This window comes from Aeromonas bestiarum (assembly GCF_000819745.1).
In the GTDB taxonomy this organism is placed as follows: Bacteria; Pseudomonadota; Gammaproteobacteria; order Enterobacterales; family Aeromonadaceae; genus Aeromonas; species Aeromonas bestiarum.
Map to the genome: position 1 here is coordinate 67,392 of NZ_CDDA01000037.1, position 16,659 is coordinate 84,050.

Below are 16,659 nucleotides of genomic sequence, written 5' to 3' on the forward strand. Positions count from 1 at the left end.
CAAAAGAGCCCTGCCAATTGGCAGGGCTCTCTCTTTATATGACGAGCGGGTCAGTCACATCTTCAGCAGGCTCACCGGCTTGCCCTTGAGGGCGACCAGCAGCTGCCTGCCCGGCAGCTTGTGGCCATCGATCATCATGCTGCTGTGGCTGAAGTTGGCCACCAGCCGGCTGCCGTCGGAGAAGCGGGTCTCCTGCACCCGGCCCACCCCGTCCCGCCAGCGAAACTCCACCAGCGCCTTGTCCCACAGCGCCTCGTGCAGCGGGCCGAACTGGCTGTTTAGCCTCACCAGCTCCGGCAGGCGACTGTCCAGCGTGCTGCGGCTCAGGTTGACCAGCGGCGGCGTGTTGTAGAGCAGGCCGAGCAGGGTGCGCTCCTCCTTGATGCCCGGGAACTTGAGGTTGTCCAGCAGCCAGTGGTGGCTGTTGAGCACAGAGTCGTGGAACACCGCCTGGTAGAGAGGTAGTCGGTCCGCCGGGTTGAACACGGTTTTCAGGTAGCGCGGCTTGAGCCGGGCGGGCTGGAAGAAGACCTGCGGCGCCTCGTCCGGCCACCACTTGCCGAGGTAGTAGGGTGACTTGGCCTGCTTGCGCATGGCGGCATCCTCCCAGCCGAAGCCCCAGCTCTGGATGCCGTGGGCAAACATCAGCGGCTTGCTGGTGAGGGCGTTGCCATCCTCCGAGCCCAGCACCAGCCCGAGCCGCTCCCCTACCCAGCTCATGCGGGCGTTGCGGTCGGCGATCATGGCCTGGCTGCCTTGCTGGTGGGCCGGGTTGTAATCGTTGGAGGCCATGGCGGTGCCGTCCACGTCGAGGAACAGGCTGTTGATGCCGCTGGCCTTGGCCAGCTCGCTCATGCGGCTCTTGGCAAACGGCAGGGTGCAGCCCGGGTTGAGGTAGACCCCCTCGCCGCCGAAGCCCGGCTTGGGTTTGCCATTGGCCTCGACGATGGCGCAGCGCTTGCCGATCTCGATCGGCAGCTGGGCGGTGAGCCAGCTGTCGTTGCTGCCGGGCGCGATGGCGGTATCGTAGGAGTCATAGCTGCCCACCAGATAGCCCTGGCGCTGGGCGGCGGTGAGGGCATAACCCTGCTGCAGGGCTGCCGTCCACTGCGGGGTGCCGAGCCAGAGCTTGCGCAGCCCCGCCTGTTGCAGCGCCTCGACCACAGGCAGCGACAGCCCCTGGCCCCAGCGCTCCTGCGCCACCAGCTGCTCGCCGAACCGGCCCTTGGCCCACTGCTGGCGCAGGGCCAGCACCTTGCTCTGGGCCAGGGGGCCCTGCTGGGCGGGCAGCGGCAGCTGGCTGGCAATCAGCCGGTTGAGGCCGGCCATGATCAGGGCCTGCTGCCAGGGCTCGGGTGCCTTGGCGGCCAGCGCCTCCCGCTCCTCGGCGTGAAAGTTTTGCAGCCACTCCGGCTTCTGCCCGAGTTTGGCCTGCAGGCCGGGCCAATCCGTCACGTCCTGCCGATCGAGCAGGGCATCGCCCCACAGATAGACATGGCTGGCGCCGATCAGCCGCCGACCGGCCGGGATGCGGGCAAACTTGTCGGCCAGGGACTGCCAGGCGCCTTCGCCCTGCAGCCACTCCCGGTAGCGGCGGGCGCCGGCCAGCCAGTCATCCCCCGCGCTCAGCCGCACCACCATGGGCGCCTGCTGGTTGAAGCTGCTGAACTCGTGGCGGGCGCTCAGCTGCAGCCGCCCCCCCTTGCGGGTGAAGCTGAGCTGGTTGTCGTAGGGGGTCTGCAGGATCCAGCTGTAGGTCTGCTTGCCCGCGTCCTGGCTCCAGAGCGGCAGCTTGAGGTCGTAATGGGTGTTGAGCTCGGCCAGCTCGTCGCCGACATAGCCGAGCCAGTCGCTGTCGCGTACCGAGAAGCGGCTGCCCTCGCCAAAGGCCAGCGACAGGTGGGTCTGGTTTTTCGGCAGGCTGTACCAGGCCAGCTGACGGGGACTGTCGCTGACCAGTGTCAGCAGCAAGTCATTGCCGTCCAGCTTGACCTCCACCCTGGCGTCCTGGGCTGGCCAGTGCCAGCTGGCCTGCTGTTCGCCTTGTTGCAACTGATCGACCTGGCGGGCGGGCTGGCCGGCGCTGACCGGGATCTTGTTGACCGAAATGGCCAGGGTGTCGGGATCTATGCGATAACTTTGCGTCTCACCCTGCAGCGTCAGGGGGGCGGCGGCCAGCGGCGCCGCCAGCAGTGAAATCAGCAGCCAGCCCAGTGCTGGCGCCTTTGTCTGTGAAGCCTTCATTCAACATCCTTGACCTGATTGATGGCATCAGGGTACGCCGTCGTCCGCTCTCCGGTACAGCCAAATCTGCTTAACCCATATGGGGTGAATGGCATCATGCCAGTCCTTTTTGGGGCCATTTTCATGTGCCAAAAAAGCATCATTCGAACCCTTTCTCAGCCCCCGCCAGCACTGGTTTCAGCGACTCGCCCAGAGGGCGTGAACGTCTACCTCCCATTTTTCGACGCCCCATATAGGGGGGTGTCAGCCTGCCCGTCGGTTTCTAGCATGCCCGCTCACTTTGAATGCAATTAATTGTTTTATAAGGATTGTTTTTGGCTGGAGTATCAGTATGAAGAGAGCGAAATGGGGGCTTTGGCTGGGATTGCTCGCCCTCTTGGCCGGGGTGATCGGCGGGTACCTGTGGCCGCAGCCGGCGGCGCCGGACCTGGAGGCCGGCCACAGCGGCGAGCCGTTGGCGGACTCCCCCGGGCAGATAGAGCCGGCTCAGCTTGCCGTGATGCCGACACCCGAGATCAAGCCTGCGCCGGCAGAGGCAGCCGCCAAGCCGAGCCGGCTGCGTGAGGACGGCAGCCAGCAGCTGGATGCCCCCTGGCAGGCGGCCGAGGTGGATGCCGACTTTCCGCTGGCGGAGCCCGGCGAGGGGGCCGAACAGCCCCAGCCGATCGCCCTGCAGGGCGGCGAGCTGGGACAGGCCCAGGTCGGCGACAGCGTGACCCTGCCGCTGCCGGATGGCAGCACGCTGGAGGCCAGAGTGACCAGGGTGGAGCTGCAGCGGGGCGGGGAGCGCAACTGGCAGGGCGAGATACGGGTCGACGGTGACAGCTATCCGGTCAATTTCACCGTTGGCAAGCAAGCCACCTTCGGGTTCATCGGCACGCCGCAAGGCAGTTACTCCGTCGAGACCCAGGGGGGCAAGGGCTGGGTTTACAAGAACCCGCCACTGGATCTGGGTCATGGCGGCAGCGATGCCCTGATCCCGACTCATCAATAACAACAGAAGAAGGAAAATCACATGCAGAAAACAACCTTGGGGATCATGATCGCGGGTCTGCTCGGCGCCACGCCCGTGCTGGCGGAAACCATAGATCTGATGGTGCTGCACAGCCCCGGGCTGGCGGCCCGTTATCAGGGGGATGCCCAGACCCGGATCCAGCACATGATCAACGTCACCAACCAGATCTATGCCGCCAGCGGCCTGGATCTGACGGTGCGGGCCGTGCACAGCCAGCAGGTGAACTATCCGGATGGCGGCACGGACGAATCCGCGCTTAATGCGGTGACCCATCAGAGCGACCAGGCCTTCAAGGCGGTGCCGACCCTGCGTACCCGCTATGGCGCCGACATGGTGGTGCTGATGCGGCCCAACACGGGTGACCACGGCAGTTGCGGGCTGGCCTGGGTGGGCGGTTCAGCCACCTATGCCGATGGTCGCAAGGCGTATGCCGACGGGGATGTTTCCAAGGAAGCCGGCAACATGTTCAGCCATGTCACCGCCACCGGCTGTGGCGACGTCGTGCTGGCACACGAGCTGGGCCACAACATGGGGCTCAACCACTCCCGGCTGCAGGATGGTACGGGCGGCACCTACCACTATGCGTTGGGGCACGGGGTGCAGGGCTCCTTCGCCACCGTGATGGCCTATCCCTCCAGCTTCGGGGTCTACAGCCATGAGTACAAGTTCTCCAGCCCGGATCTGGTCTGCAAGGGGCAGCCCTGCGGCGTGGATCACAGGGATCAGGCCAACGGTGCCGATGCGGTGCGGGCGCTGCGGGTCACCACGCCCCAGATCGCCAGCTTCTACCCCACCATGGTGACGGAGGCTATGCCGGATCTGGGCGAGCTGGAACACTCGCTCGAGGCGCGTCGTCAGGATCTGGCGACGGCCCAGGCCCACTACCGCCAGCAAGTGACAGCCAGTACCGCGCTGCAGGATCGGCAGCAGGCGCTCAAGGCCAACTTTGATCGCTACGATCGCGAGCTGAGAGCTCTGAACCAGCGCAACAGGCAGACGGTGCAGGAGATCAACCGGCTGGTGCAGGAGCACAACAGCTACAACGGCAGCTACAGTCCGGACGAGTATCGCCGGATCCGCGCCATCCAGGCGAGCCTGAGCACCCGCATCGATCAGCTGCACGATGAAAACAATGCCCTGATCAGCCAGTCCAACGAGATCAGCCGGCGCTTTAACGCTGAGGTGGCCGAGTACAACGGCAGCTGGGATCGCTACAACCAGCTGACGGCGGCGGTGAAGGGCGCCGAAGGCAAGGTGAACGAGGCACGCCGCGAGCTGGAGCTGGCCGAACACAGGTATCAGCTGGCGCTGGCCCTCCAACCGGGCGAGACGCTGCCGGCCTGATATGAGCCGCGCCCCTGGCTGCACAATGTCAGGGGCGTGTACCTACCTGTCATATCTTCGCCATTCTGCCATGGCGAAACTGCCCTCCTGATCCTGAGCTACCCCTCTGTCCCCACGGTACAGGCTGTATTGTTCCATTGTCCCGCTCCGGCCTGCCTTTCACCGCCGGTCTGTGGGTCAGCACTGGTGGGTTCGATCAAGTTTCGATGGTTATCACATGGATCTTTTTTGTGGTGGTGACGCTACTTGTCGTAGTCAGCAGGGAGTGGGTTCCGGGTGCGTCAAAGTTGGCGGCATGAACCTGCCTGGCAAGGAGAGGGACACAGTCTGCGGTGGACCTCTGATGCAGACCTGTCAAAACGGCGCCCAGCTCCTTTATTTGTCATGTAAAAGCGGCCGTCATGAGCAGAGTGGTGATGCCTCTGGCAGGGCGTTAGCGAGAATGGCTCCCATCTGTCTCGATTGACTAACTTGTTCGCCGCTTCACTATTGCTCACCTTGCCACCCCCGATGTGAATCGGGTTCGGAAAGTCACAGGTCTCCTCTTGGAGACAGCTGGACCGCGCATTGAGGAAGGCATCGGTTCATCCCTCGCCTTTCACCATCACAACGGCACATCCGTCAGGAAGTTACCCTGCTTTGCCATGGCAGCAGGGTCAGACACATGTGCGTAGCCGTCGGGGCATTCAAGGAGCGAGCTGCCCGATGGGTGTCAAAGGTGGAATGTTGCGAATGTATCGTATTGTGTTGTTGTTCACTCTGCTCCCGTTGCTGGCCCTTGCTGGCAGTGTGGATCAAGAGCGGGAAAACTGGGTCATCAAGGCGAGAGCGGGGGAGCTTGACGCTGCTGCGCAAGGACTGGATGCCCTCTATCGACAAACCGGCGACGGCAAGGTGCTCGATGACCTGATCGCTGTGCAGCTGTGGCGGGGGGATCGCAAGGGGGCGCTGGCCGCCTGTGAACCGTGCGAGTTCAGCCCCATCAGCAACAGTACGCTGGAAGCGGTGGCTCGTGCCGCCCGCGATGAAAAGCGTTATGCCGAGGCGATCAGCTATTACCGTATCTTGCAGGGGCGCGATCCCGCCAACCCCAATGGCTGGCTCGGGCTGTTTCTTACCGCCAGCGATCAGGGCAACCGCGAGTTGGCTCGCCGCGCAGCGGGTGAATATGACGCCCGTTTCGGCCGCGATCAGGCGATCCTTGATGCCCGCATCTATGCCGCTCGTCAGGGTGAAGATCCCATGGGCGAGCTGCTGGCCCGGCAGCAGTGGCTGGCGCTGGAGCCGGACAACCATGAGCAGGTGCTGGCCCTCTATCGAGTGGCGGTGAGCCTGGGAGCGGGGCCGGCGGCAGCGGATCTGATGAGCCGTTACCCCAAGCTGTTCAAATCGGTCGATCGGCTCTGGCTCGACTACTACCAGGCGGTCAATCTGCTGCGGATCTCGGCCCAGACCGAGGATCCTGTGCTGGCACGCCGCTCCCTCACTCACACACTGGCGTTGCAGGACAGGATCCTGGCTCGCGCGCCTCACGATCACGTGCTTTACATCAGCGCCCGCCGTGATCTGGTAGTGACCCTGGTGGCCCTCGGCGACGTTGCCCGGGCCGAACAGGAGTCCGCTGCGCTGCAGGGCGAGGGGCCGCTGCCCGATTATGTGCTGGAGGCGCGAGCCGATGCGCTGGCCGGGCTGGGGCGCGTGGATGAGGCCTCCCTGATTTACCGGCAACTGGCGACCCCGGCGCGAGCCAAAGACAAACGGCTGCTGGAGAAGCGCTTTTACGCCTATTCGGATGGCGAGCGCTATGGCGCGGCGCAGGGGCTGCTGGCCGGTTGGCGGGAGCCGCCGACTCGCTGGGATTTCACCGGCAACATGCGGATGGAGAATGATGACTACGAGAAGGTGTTGCAGCTGAAAACCCTGCTGCAGGCCTGGCGTGGTGAGGCGGGCGCGGCAGAGCAGCAGCTGGAAGGCTGGCTGAAAACCGCGCCAGCCAACCCCTGGCTCTGGCTGCAACTGGGGGATATCCGCCGCTGGCGTGGCCATCCCGATGGTGCCGGGCAGGCCTATCAGCAGGCCGTGCGCTGGTTGCCTGCCGGACGCACAGTGCTGGCCGAGCCCGGTCGCCTCAACGCCCGGCTCGACAAGGGCGATTGGCAGGGCACGCCACAGGCCGTGCGCGCCCTTGGCAACCTGACCCGGGATCGTCAGGAGCTGCAGCAGCGGCTGACCCTGGAGCAGGCTCCCCAGTTTGTCACCGAGCTGACCCATGGCCGAAGCGAAGGGGGCTCGGTGCAGGCCAGTCGTGACTGGCAGTACGACAGTCGTTTTTACAGCGGGCGCAGCGATGGCGGCGATCGGCTGTTTGTCCGTCGTCAGGGCAGCTTTGGCGAGTTCGACCAGCAGCCTGAGCGCGCCGCCTATACCGGGTTGGGGGCCGAGATCTCCTTCTATCCGCTGCAATTGACGCTGGAGGGGGGCTCGGGCAGCGAGCTCAACCACAAAGGCTATCTGTGGAGTCGCCTCGACTGGCGGCTGGGCGATCACTGGACGCAGGGCTTTGCCATCAACCTCAACAGTGCCGACACCCCATTGCGGGCATTGGCGCGCGGCAACTACGCCGATCAATACCAGCTCGATCTGGGCTGGCGTCAGGATGAGACCCGCGAGGGGGCGCTACGGCTGGAGCGGATGGATCTCAGCGACGGCAACCGGCGGCTGACGGCCTCCGGCTGGCTGCGTCAGGATCTCTGGCGCCGGGATCGCTGGTGGTTCGATACCACCTTGCGCGGCGCCACCTCCCGCAACGAGGCGGTGGAGGTCGACTACTTCAATCCCCTGCAGGATCGCAATCTGGAGCTGGAGCTGGCTGGGCGTTACCGGCTACCGCTGGATGGCCGTCGCGCCCTGCTGCAGAGCCTGATCATGAGTGGCAACCACTACTGGCAGCAGGGTTATGGCAGCGATCAGGGGTGGCAGCTCAGCTATCGCCACGACTGGATACTCTCCCCCACTCTCAGCCTGGGCTATGGCCTTGGCCGCCGTCAGGCCATCTATGACGGCAACCCCGAGTTCGGAAATTTCATCTTCGCCAATCTGCAATGGAGTTTCATGTAATGAGACGCTGGCTTGCTTCTTTCGTTCTACTGCTTGCACTGCTGCCTTCATTGACGCAGGCGGCCCGGCAACCCGATGACTATGTGGTGCTCTGCTACCACGACATCGTCGATCTGAAATTGACCCCCAACCTCAAGCTTTACCCCCAGACCATCCGGCGCGATACCCTGATCCGCCACTTCAACTGGATCAAGCAGCAGGGCTATCACCCGGTCAGCTTCCAGCAGATCCTGGATGCCAAAGCGGGCAAGACACCGCTGCCGGAGAAGGCGATCCTGCTCAGCTTCGATGACGGTTACGAGAGCTTCTACCGGCTGGTCTACCCGCTGCTCAAGCTCTACAACTACCCGGCGGTCTTTGCGCTGGTGGGCAGCTGGCTGGACGTGGCGGATGACAAGATGGTCCCGTACGGCAATGACAAGCTGCCGCGCAGCTACTTCGTTGGCTGGCCGCAGATCCGCGAGATGCAGGCCTCCGGCCTGGTGGAACTGGCCTCCCACACCTTCACCTCCCATTACGGGCTGCTCGCCAACCCTCAGGGCAACGTGCAACCGGCGGTCACCACAGCTGGCTGGAGCCAGAATGGCTACGAGAGCATGGCCGGCTACCGGGCACGGATAAAAGCCGACTTCGATGCATCGGCCAGTCAGCTCAGGGAGCAGACCGGTCGGGCGCCACGGATCCTGGTCTGGCCCTACGGCGCCTTCAACCAGGCCGCGCTGGAGCTGGCAGATGCGGCAGGGATGCCCTACACCTTCACGCTGGATGAGGGGCTCAACAAGCTGAGTGACTCGGGCAGCACTGTGCGCCGCTATCTGCTGGAGGAGGACACCAGCCTCGAAACCCTGGATGAGATCATGGGGGGCAATACCTGGGATCGGCAGGTGGAGCGGCTGGTGCACGTGGATCTGGACTATGTCTACGACCAGGACCCGCAGCAGATGAACAAGAACATCGACATGCTGCTGGACCGGATCAAGGGCTACGGCATCACCACCGTCTATCTGCAGGCCTATGCCGATGACAATGGCGACGGGGTGGCGGAGGCGCTCTACTTCCCCAACCGCCATATGCCGGTCAAGGCGGATCTCTTCAACCGGGTCGCCTGGCAGCTCAAGACCCGGACCGGGGTCAAGGTGTATGCCTGGATGCCGGTGATGGCCTACGACATGGGGCCCAATCACGCTTATGTCACCGACAGACGCACCGGTGCCCCCGCCAGAGGACAGTATCTGCGCCTTTCGCCCTGGGATCCCGCCAGCCGTCAGCTGCTACTGGATATCTACGAGGATCTCGGCTTCTACACCAAGTTTGATGGCCTGCTGTTCCACGACGACGCCTTCTTCAGCGACTACGAGGGGCCCATGCTGCTGGCACGCACCCCGGATGCGCTGCAGGCGCAAGGAGAACAAAAAACGGATCTGCTGATCGACTTCACCATGGCGCTGCGCGATGCCGCTACCCGTTACCGTCAGGGGGGCGCCGGCGAGCTCAAGACTGCCCGCAACATCTATGCAGCGCTGGTGACCGAGCCGCAATCCCAGCAGTGGTTTGCCCAGAGCATGGCGGCGTTTGCCAGGGCGTATGATTACACGGCCGTGATGGCCATGCCCTACATGGAGCAGGCGGAAAACCCCGATGAGTGGCTGGCCAGACTGGCAGAGGATTCACTGGCACAGGTGCCAGCTAATCGGCTGGTGTTCGAGTTGCAGAGCCGCAACTGGCGTACCGACCAGCCCATCCCTGATGCCGAGCTGGCGCGCTGGATGCAGATCATCCAGCGCAAGGGGGTGACCAACTTCGGCTACTACCCGGATGATTTTCACAACAACCAGCCGGATCCCGCCGTGCTGAAACCCGTCTTCTCGGTACAGACCCAGCCTCAGCCAGCCCAGCAGTCAGTGGCCCAGGTCAATCCGCTGCCCCTGAGCGCCACCCCGGCCACACGGGAGGCGTTACAGTGAGCGCCTTTCTCTCAGGTATTGCCGTCTTCACCCTGGCCTATCCGAGCCTGATGGCACTGGTGTGGATCTGTGGCGGCCTCTATTACTACTTCCAGTGGGAGCAAGGGGACATCACCCTTGCCAGAACCGGGCTGGTGCTGCCTCACTATCCCAAGGTGACCCTGATGGTGCCTTGCTACAACGAGGGAGCCAACGTGGAGGAGACCATCAGCCACCTGCTGCGCCAGCGTTATCCCGATTTCGAGGTGCTGGCCATCAACGATGGCAGCAAGGATGACACAGGCGAGCGGCTGGATCGGCTGGCGGCCCAGAACGGGCGGCTGACCGTGCTGCACCAGCACAATCAGGGCAAGGCGATGGCGCTCAACAATGGGCTCAAAGTGGCAACGGGGGAGATACTGGTCGGCATAGACGGCGATGCGGTGCTCGATCATGACGCTGTGCGTTGGATGGTGAAGCAGTTCATCGAAAGCCCCAGGGTGGGGGCGGTCACCGGCAACCCGCGGGTGCGCACCCGCTCCACCATCATCGGCAAGATCCAGACCGGCGAGTTCAGCTCCATCATAGGCCTGATCAAGCGGGCCCAACGCATCTACGGCACCGTCTTCACCGTCTCCGGCGTGGTGGTGGCGTTTCGCAAGGCGGCGGTCGAGGCGGTGGGAGGCTGGAGTACCGACATGGTCACCGAAGACATCGACATCAGCTGGAAGCTGCAACTGGTGGGCTGGCGGATCCATTATCAGCCCCAGGCACTCTGCTGGGTGTTGATGCCGGAAACGGTGCGCGGCCTCTACAAGCAGCGGCTGCGCTGGGCGCAGGGGGGCGCCGAGGTGTTCTTGCATTACGGTTTGCAAGCCTTGCGCTGGCGCAACCGCCGCTTCTGGCTGTTGCTGCTGGAGTATCTCTCCAGCGTTGCCTGGTGTTACAGCATCTTGCTGCTGGCGCTGATCTGGCTGACCCGGCCCGATCTGAGCGGATTGGCCGGGGGACATCTGTTCCAGTGGACCGGGGTCATGATGACCCTTATCTGCCTGCTGCAGTTCGGGGTCAGCATCTTCATCGACAACCACTATGACAAGACCATGGCCCGCAGCTTCGTCTGGTGTATCTGGTATCCGCTTATCTACTGGCTGCTCAATCTGGTGACGGTGATCGTTGCCGTGCCCAAGGCGATCCTGCGTCGACGTGGCCAGCTTGCCGTATGGGAAAGCCCTGACAGAGGAGAGTCCTTCCGTGACAAAACATAAGCTCGGCCGCGAGATGATCATTCGCAACGGAGCCCGGCGCAGTTGGCAATACAAGCTTCGGGATCTGTTGATCCTGCTGGTGACCTGGATTGGCTGGCTGTTTCTGGCGTTGCAGCCGGTGCTCAACTATCTGGACAACCAGGAAGGCGAGAGCTTTATCGGTTCGCTGGATGCGAAGAGCGCGGGGCAACTGTTCCTGGCCCTGCTGCTCGGCATCTTCCTGCTGATCCACTCCTGGGCCAACTACAATCGGTTGCTCTATCGCCTGATGCGCAGGCGGGCATTGCGCAAAGGCGGTTAACTATGGGGCCATAAGGCCCCATTTTTGTATCTCCTCTCTTGTCACACTCTGTCACCAAGTCGCCTGTGGCTGGCAACGTCTTGTCATGGCACTGGCGTGTAATGGGGCAAGGATACCGGCGTGGCCATCGAGCGAGCCGGATGAGCAATGCATGATATGACGGGACAAGGAGCAACAAATGGTGACCAAGCGGGCGTTATGGCTGCTGCCGGTGCTGGCGACAGTGATCTGGTGGGCGGGATATGCAGGAGATGCCAACGGCGTCTGGCCCTGGCGCCATGAGATGTTGCTGCTGACCGGCTTGCTGGGGCTGGGTTACATGGCGCTGACCCTGTTGCTGGCACTGCGCCTGCCGAGACTGGAAGTCTGGTGTGGCGGGCTGGATCGCATGTTGCGATTCCATCGTCACAGCGCCATGGCCGCGACCCTGGCCCTGACCAGTCACTGGTTGCTGGTGGAAGCGCCCAAGTGGGCAGTGACGGCCGGCTGGTTGACCCGGCCGGCCCGTCGGGGGGCTGGCAGCGGGGCCGGAGCGGGTGCCGGTAATGGCCTCTCCCTGCATGCCCTTGGCAATACGCTGGGGGAGTGGAGCTTCTATCTGCTGATCGCCCTGGTGGTGGTGAGCCTGTTGTCACTGGTGAGTTATGGCCGTTTTCGGCTGATCCACCGTCTGGCACCGCTCATCTATCTGGCTGGGTGGATACACGGTCTTTGCCTGTTGCCCCAGGTTGGCCTGCTGACACCCGTGGGGCTCGGAATAACTCTGCTGGGTGGCGCAGGGGCTGTGGCTGCCATCTACTCCCTGCTGGGCTTGACCGGTCAGCGGGAGCGTCATCAGGGCCGCATAGTGGCGCTGCGCACCCTGGCGGACAGTACCCGTGAATTCACCTTGCAGCTGGAGACGCCGTTGTCGCACTACAGGCCAGGCCAGTTTGCCTTCTTCGAGTTTGATGCGAGTGAGGGCCCTCATCCCTTCACGCTGGTGCGGGTGTCGCCCGACAAGCGTCAGCTGGTGATCGCGGTGCGGGCGCTGGGAGACCATACCCGTCAGCTGGTCGAGGCGGCCCGGATCGAGGATGCAGTGACCGTGACAGGGCCTTATGGCGCCTTTGTCTGTCCCGCTCGACATGGGCAGTCGCTCTGGCTTGGCGCCGGGATCGGCATTACGCCCTTCGTCGCCTGGCTGGAGGGGTTGGTAGCCCGTGGTGAACGAGGGGAGGGGATCACCTTGATCCAGTGTGCACCGGATCTGGCCGGCGCCGTCTATCACCAGCGATTGGCCGAGTTGTGTCAGCGTACCGGGGTTCGCTATCAGCTGCATCTGGACAAGCAGGCGGGGCGGCTGGACTTGGCCAGCCTTGCGCAGAACAAGCCCGCAGACGTCTGGTTCTGCGGGCCGGAAGGGATGGCAGACGCCCTGGCCCGGCTGTTGCCGGGTGGGCGCCTGCACCGCGAGCTATTTCGCTTTCGCTGACAACTGGGCGAGGGCGGCCTGCACCGCGGCTTCCAGCTGGGGATCGCGCCCCGCCAGCATGTCGGCCGGGGTCAGTGCCACCTGCACGTCCGGGATCAGCTCCTGATTTTCGTAAAGCGTGCCGTCCGGATTGCGCAGTCCCAGGGTCGGGATGCCGTAGGCAAGCCCCGGGATCAGTCTGGATTCGTGGCCATAGACCATGGTGCCCGTGCCCGGCACTGGCTCGCCGATGATGGGACCCACCTTGAGGGTGCGGTAGTACTGGGGGAAGGCCGAGCCTTCCGAGTAGCTGCCCGCGTTGACCAACACCACGGAGGGCTTGGTCCACTGGCGGGTGGCGGCGTCCGTCTCCCCCTTGCCGAGCCGTGGCCAGCTGCGGGCCATCCCCTTGGCGCTGCCGTTGCCGGTCAGAAACTCCACCAGGGTGTTGGCCAGGTAGCCGCCCTTGTTGAAGCGCACGTCCACTATCAGTGCCTCGCGATTGCGCTGACGGCCGAGGGCATCGGCAACCATCTCCTCATACACGGCGCTGCTCATCTCCGGCAGATAGACGTAGCCGACTCGACCCTGACTCAGCTGCGCCACCTGGGCGCGGCGCTTGGCGACCCAGCCATCCAGCTGCAGGCGATACTCCTGCGGCAAGTCCATGGCGGTGACATCGAGCTGCACCGGATCCTTGCTTCCCTTGGGCAGCAGGGTGAGGGCCAGTCGCTGGCCTGCCTGGTGATTGAGCAGGGCATCCAGCTCGTTCAGGCTGTGCAGCTCTGCGCCGTTGATGGCCAGCAGGCGGGCGCCCGGCACCAGATCCGTCTCCTGATCCAGCGGGCCGCCGGCCAGCAGGGCCGTCAGTTCGACCCCGTGTTTGTCTTCGCGCCAGTAGCCGCCGAGGCTGGCGGTGTCATCGGGCAGCCGCGGGAAGGGCGCCGGGCCATAGCCCCAGGTGTGGGAGACGTTCAGCTCGCCGGCCAGCTCCGCCAGCAGGTTGCCGAAGTCCCGACCATTGCCGATGCCGGGCAGCTGGCGGCGATAGGCGGCCACATAGCCATCCCAGTCCACTCCGTTCATGTCGGCCCGATAGAATTCGTCCCGGGTGAGCCGGGTGATCTGGTCAAAGGCGGCCGTCATCCGAGCCTGCCAGCGCCCGCTCTGCAACAGGGCGAAGGGGTGAGGGGTCGCCTCGCCGGAGGCCATGTCTATCAGGGTCACTTCCCCCTCCCGCACCAGGGTGGCGAGGCTGGCGTCGTCATTGAGGCTGGCCAGCGCCGGGCCAGGCTGCTCGGCGAACAGCAGCTTGGTCTCCCCCTTGCGCAGCTCCTGGGCGTAGCCCTTGATCTCGCTCTCGCCATTGGCATCCGTCTCCTCCACCAGATAGATCAGGTGATCATCGACGATGCGGCTGGCGAGGACGGGGCCGCGTGGTTGCAACTGCAGCGCTTCCCTGTGTGCCAGCTTGTCGCTCTCGAAGCCGTAACCCGCCTTGGGGGGCGCCTGTTCGGCGAGGAAGTCGCTCTTGGCGGCGCGGCTGCTGTAGAGGCCGAGCAGGCTGCCATCCAGTGGCTCGCCGTCGGCGCCGAGCTTGCCGTACTTGGCGGATTGCCAGTAGAGGATGCCGCCATCCTGACTCCAGGCCGGGCTGCCATCCTGATAACCGTTGAGGCTGACGTTGACCGGTTTGGCCTTGGCGTCCCAGGTGTCGATGACGGCGATCTCCTGCTGGGCCGAGTCGGGCTGTAGGGTCAGCGCCAGATGGCGGGAGTCGGGGGCGAAGGCCAGCTCCACCGCATGGCGGGAGGGGTTGAACTCGGCGGCGACCAGCGGTCGCTGCTTGCCGCTGGCCAGATCCAGCAGGTGCACGGCCTGACCGTCCACCACGAAGGCGAGCTGCTTGCCGTCGGGGGAGAGGGTCGGCTTGCTGATGGCAATGCCCGGCATGGCCAGCAGCTTCTCCTCGATGAGGGGGCCGGGCTCGCTGAACAGCCGGTCCGGCTGCGCCTTCTTCAGGCGATAGAGGGCGGCCGGGCCATGCTGCTCGGAGAGATAAATGAGCCCCTGTTCCTTGTCCACGTAGCGCGGCGATGACTGCTCGCTGGGGTGGCGGGTGAGCTGGCGTACCCGCTCGCGGCGCGTGTCGACCGCAAACAGATCCCCCTGGCTCACCAGGATCACCTCCTCCCCATCCTGGCGGACGAGGGCCTCGTCGATGACGACCGGGGTGTCGCTCTGCTCGTCGGGAGCCTGGGCCGAGAGCGGCCGGATCGTCAGCTTGCGCGGCGTCTCGCTGCCGGCATCGAGCCGGTAGAGCTCACCCTGCCAGGACCAGACCAGATCGCCGTGGCGGGAGGCACTGAGGCCACGCACCGGATGGCCCTGATAGTGGGTGAGCTGGCGATCCTGACCGCTGGCCAGATCCCGTTGCCAGACGTTGAAATCGCCGCTGCGCTCACTCAGGTAATAGAGCTTCTCGCCCTTGTCATCCCAGACGGGATCGCTGGCGGCGACCCTGTCTTCGGTCAGCTGGCGATGCTGTTTGCCATCGAACAGCCAGAGGCGAGAGACGGCAAAGGAGCGCTGGTGCTTGCGAAACGGCTGATCCATGCCCGGCATCTGATAAGCCAGCTGGCTGCCGTGGGGGCGGGCCAGGGTCGCGGGCAGGGGCTGGGCCGGAGTCAGGGCGCCGCCATCTATGGGGGTCCAGTAGAGGGCGCTGGCCTGCAGCCCCTCTGCCACGAAGTGATCCGCCTCCGGACTGGTCAGGCGCTGGCTGCTCAGCAGCAGCTGTTTGCCATCGGCGCTGAATGCCTGGGGCAGGTCGGGGCGCGAATCCCGGGTCAGCCGCACCATCTCGCCCCCCTCGCTCGGCACCACGAACACGTCTTCATTGCCATAGAGGTTGGCGGCGAAAGCAATCTGCTTGCCATCCGGTGACCAGAGCGGGCGCTGGCTCAGGTAGTCGCTGCCGGTGAGCGGCGTGGCGAGGCCGCCGTCCCCCGCACTCAGGTAGATGCGGCTCTGCCAGGTGAACGCAAGCTGCTTGCCATCGGGGGAGAGCGCAGGCTCGCGCAACCAGCGCGGCTCGGCGGCCTGCAGAGGGGCGCAGATCAGCAGGATCAGCAAGGAGAGTCGGTATCGCATCGTGGAGGTTCCTGAGGGGTGAAAAGCGCCTTATCTTCCCCCAATCCCCCGCGGGGGACTATCCCGAGATAGGGGGGGTATCCCGTTGTTTTGGCAGTTAATTGTAACAATCTATAAAAGATGGCGCGGGATATGTTTCTCTGGATATATTGAGTATTGATGGCGATCCAATATGATGGCGCTCGCCCGCCACTCGGGGCGGTGCAGTTCAGATGATTTGGTAACAAGAAAAGCCCTTACCAGAGGCTTGTCGAGGGATGGAATGAGAGCCGTATTACTGTGTTTGCTGGGGCTGTGGCCCGCACTGAGTTTTGCCACCTTGTCGGCCGACATGATAGTGGTGAAGAAGTCTTCCTATAGCCTGACCCTGATGAAGGATGGCAAGGAGGTCAAGCGCTACTGGATCGCTCTGGGGCCGGCCCCCAAGGGTCACAAGCAGCGGGAAGGGGATCAGCGTACGCCGGAAGGGCGCTATATCCTCGACTACAAGAAGACCAACTCCAACTATTACAAGGCCATCCACATCAACTACCCGAACCTGGACGACATCAAGACGGCCAACGAGCTGGGTGTGCGACCGGGTGGCATGATCATGATCCATGGTCAGCGCAACAGCATAGGCAACACCCGCTTGCAGCCGTCCAACTGGACCAATGGCTGCATCGCCATGCTCAACAAGGATCTGGACGAAGTGTGGAACGCCATCGAACCTGGCACCCCCATCGTCATTCAGCCCTGACCCTCTGCAGCGCGCCACCTCCGGGTGGCGTTCTGCTTTTCGGCTCCCCCTGTTCTGTCTCCATCCTCTCTTTATCCGCAGC

10 protein-coding genes are annotated in these 16,659 nt (G+C 64.0%); 8 read left to right on the forward strand and 2 right to left on the reverse strand.

The window, feature by feature from the left end; all coding sequences use genetic code 11:
* Window positions 1-54: 54 nt before the first annotated feature.
* Window positions 55-2,244, reverse strand: a complete 2,190-nt coding sequence (locus BN1118_RS18660) for a glycoside hydrolase (protein WP_043557473.1) — start codon at window positions 2,242-2,244, stop codon at window positions 55-57.
* A 331-nt stretch (window positions 2,245-2,575) separates the two neighbouring features.
* On the opposite strand from BN1118_RS18660, the gene BN1118_RS18665 reads away from it, so the two are divergent.
* The 7 genes from BN1118_RS18665 (at window position 2,576) to BN1118_RS18695 (ending at window position 12,706) form a co-directional block, all read left to right on the forward strand.
* The gene (locus BN1118_RS18665) at window positions 2,576-3,238 is read left to right on the forward strand and encodes a hypothetical protein (RefSeq protein WP_043557474.1); all 663 of its coding nucleotides are present in this window, start codon (window positions 2,576-2,578) and stop codon (window positions 3,236-3,238) included.
* Window positions 3,239-3,259: 21 nt separating this feature from the next.
* Window positions 3,260-4,603 carry a reprolysin-like metallopeptidase gene (locus BN1118_RS18670; protein WP_043557475.1) on the forward strand — a complete coding sequence of 448 codons (1,344 nt, stop codon included), beginning with the start codon at window positions 3,260-3,262 and terminating at the stop codon, window positions 4,601-4,603.
* 732 nt (window positions 4,604-5,335) lie between these two features.
* On the forward strand, window positions 5,336-7,720 hold the full coding sequence (pgaA, locus tag BN1118_RS18675) for a poly-beta-1,6 N-acetyl-D-glucosamine export porin PgaA (protein WP_244463644.1): 2,385 nt from the start codon (window positions 5,336-5,338) through the stop codon (window positions 7,718-7,720).
* Window positions 7,720-9,684, forward strand: a complete 1,965-nt coding sequence (gene pgaB, locus BN1118_RS18680; protein WP_043557477.1) for a poly-beta-1,6-N-acetyl-D-glucosamine N-deacetylase PgaB — start codon at window positions 7,720-7,722, stop codon at window positions 9,682-9,684. Before pgaA ends, pgaB begins: the two co-directional genes overlap by 1 nt.
* Window positions 9,681-10,931, forward strand: coding sequence for a poly-beta-1,6-N-acetyl-D-glucosamine synthase (pgaC, locus tag BN1118_RS18685; RefSeq protein WP_043557478.1), 1,251 nt, complete (start codon window positions 9,681-9,683; stop codon window positions 10,929-10,931). The genes pgaB and pgaC overlap by 4 nt, the downstream gene beginning before the upstream one ends.
* Window positions 10,918-11,232: a hypothetical protein gene (locus BN1118_RS18690; RefSeq protein ID WP_043557479.1), complete on the forward strand. Its 315-nt coding sequence runs from the start codon at window positions 10,918-10,920 to the stop codon at window positions 11,230-11,232. Before pgaC ends, BN1118_RS18690 begins: the two co-directional genes overlap by 14 nt.
* A 178-nt stretch (window positions 11,233-11,410) precedes the next feature.
* On the forward strand, window positions 11,411-12,706 hold the full coding sequence (locus tag BN1118_RS18695) for a ferredoxin reductase family protein (protein WP_043557480.1): 1,296 nt from the start codon (window positions 11,411-11,413) through the stop codon (window positions 12,704-12,706).
* Here the strand turns inward: BN1118_RS18695 and BN1118_RS18700 are convergent.
* Window positions 12,689-15,838: a S41 family peptidase gene (locus BN1118_RS18700; RefSeq protein WP_043557481.1), complete on the reverse strand. Its 3,150-nt coding sequence runs from the start codon at window positions 15,836-15,838 to the stop codon at window positions 12,689-12,691. The two genes, BN1118_RS18695 and BN1118_RS18700, sit on opposite strands and share 18 nt — an antisense overlap.
* Before the next feature lie 262 nt (window positions 15,839-16,100).
* Here BN1118_RS18700 and BN1118_RS18705 point away from each other — a divergent pair, with 262 nt between their 5' ends.
* Window positions 16,101-16,577, forward strand: coding sequence for a L,D-transpeptidase family protein (locus tag BN1118_RS18705; protein ID WP_042869032.1), 477 nt, complete (start codon window positions 16,101-16,103; stop codon window positions 16,575-16,577).
* The last annotated feature ends 82 nt before the right edge of the window (window positions 16,578-16,659 follow it).

What these genes read in the sequence shown, in the direction of transcription:
- pgaB (WP_043557477.1), top strand. Translation starts at nt 7,720, where the DNA reads ATGAGACGCTGGCTTGCTTCTTTCGTTCTACTGCTTGCACTGCTGCCT.
- pgaA (WP_244463644.1), top strand. Translation starts at nt 5,336, where the DNA reads ATGTATCGTATTGTGTTGTTGTTCACTCTGCTCCCGTTGCTGGCCCTT.
- BN1118_RS18670 (WP_043557475.1), top strand. Translation starts at nt 3,260, where the DNA reads ATGCAGAAAACAACCTTGGGGATCATGATCGCGGGTCTGCTCGGCGCC.
- BN1118_RS18665 (WP_043557474.1), top strand. Translation starts at nt 2,576, where the DNA reads ATGAAGAGAGCGAAATGGGGGCTTTGGCTGGGATTGCTCGCCCTCTTG.
- BN1118_RS18695 (WP_043557480.1), top strand. Translation starts at nt 11,411, where the DNA reads ATGGTGACCAAGCGGGCGTTATGGCTGCTGCCGGTGCTGGCGACAGTG.
- BN1118_RS18705 (WP_042869032.1), top strand. Translation starts at nt 16,101, where the DNA reads ATGAGAGCCGTATTACTGTGTTTGCTGGGGCTGTGGCCCGCACTGAGT.
- BN1118_RS18660 (WP_043557473.1), bottom strand. Translation starts at nt 2,244, where the DNA reads ATGAAGGCTTCACAGACAAAGGCGCCAGCACTGGGCTGGCTGCTGATT.
- BN1118_RS18700 (WP_043557481.1), bottom strand. Translation starts at nt 15,838, where the DNA reads ATGCGATACCGACTCTCCTTGCTGATCCTGCTGATCTGCGCCCCTCTG.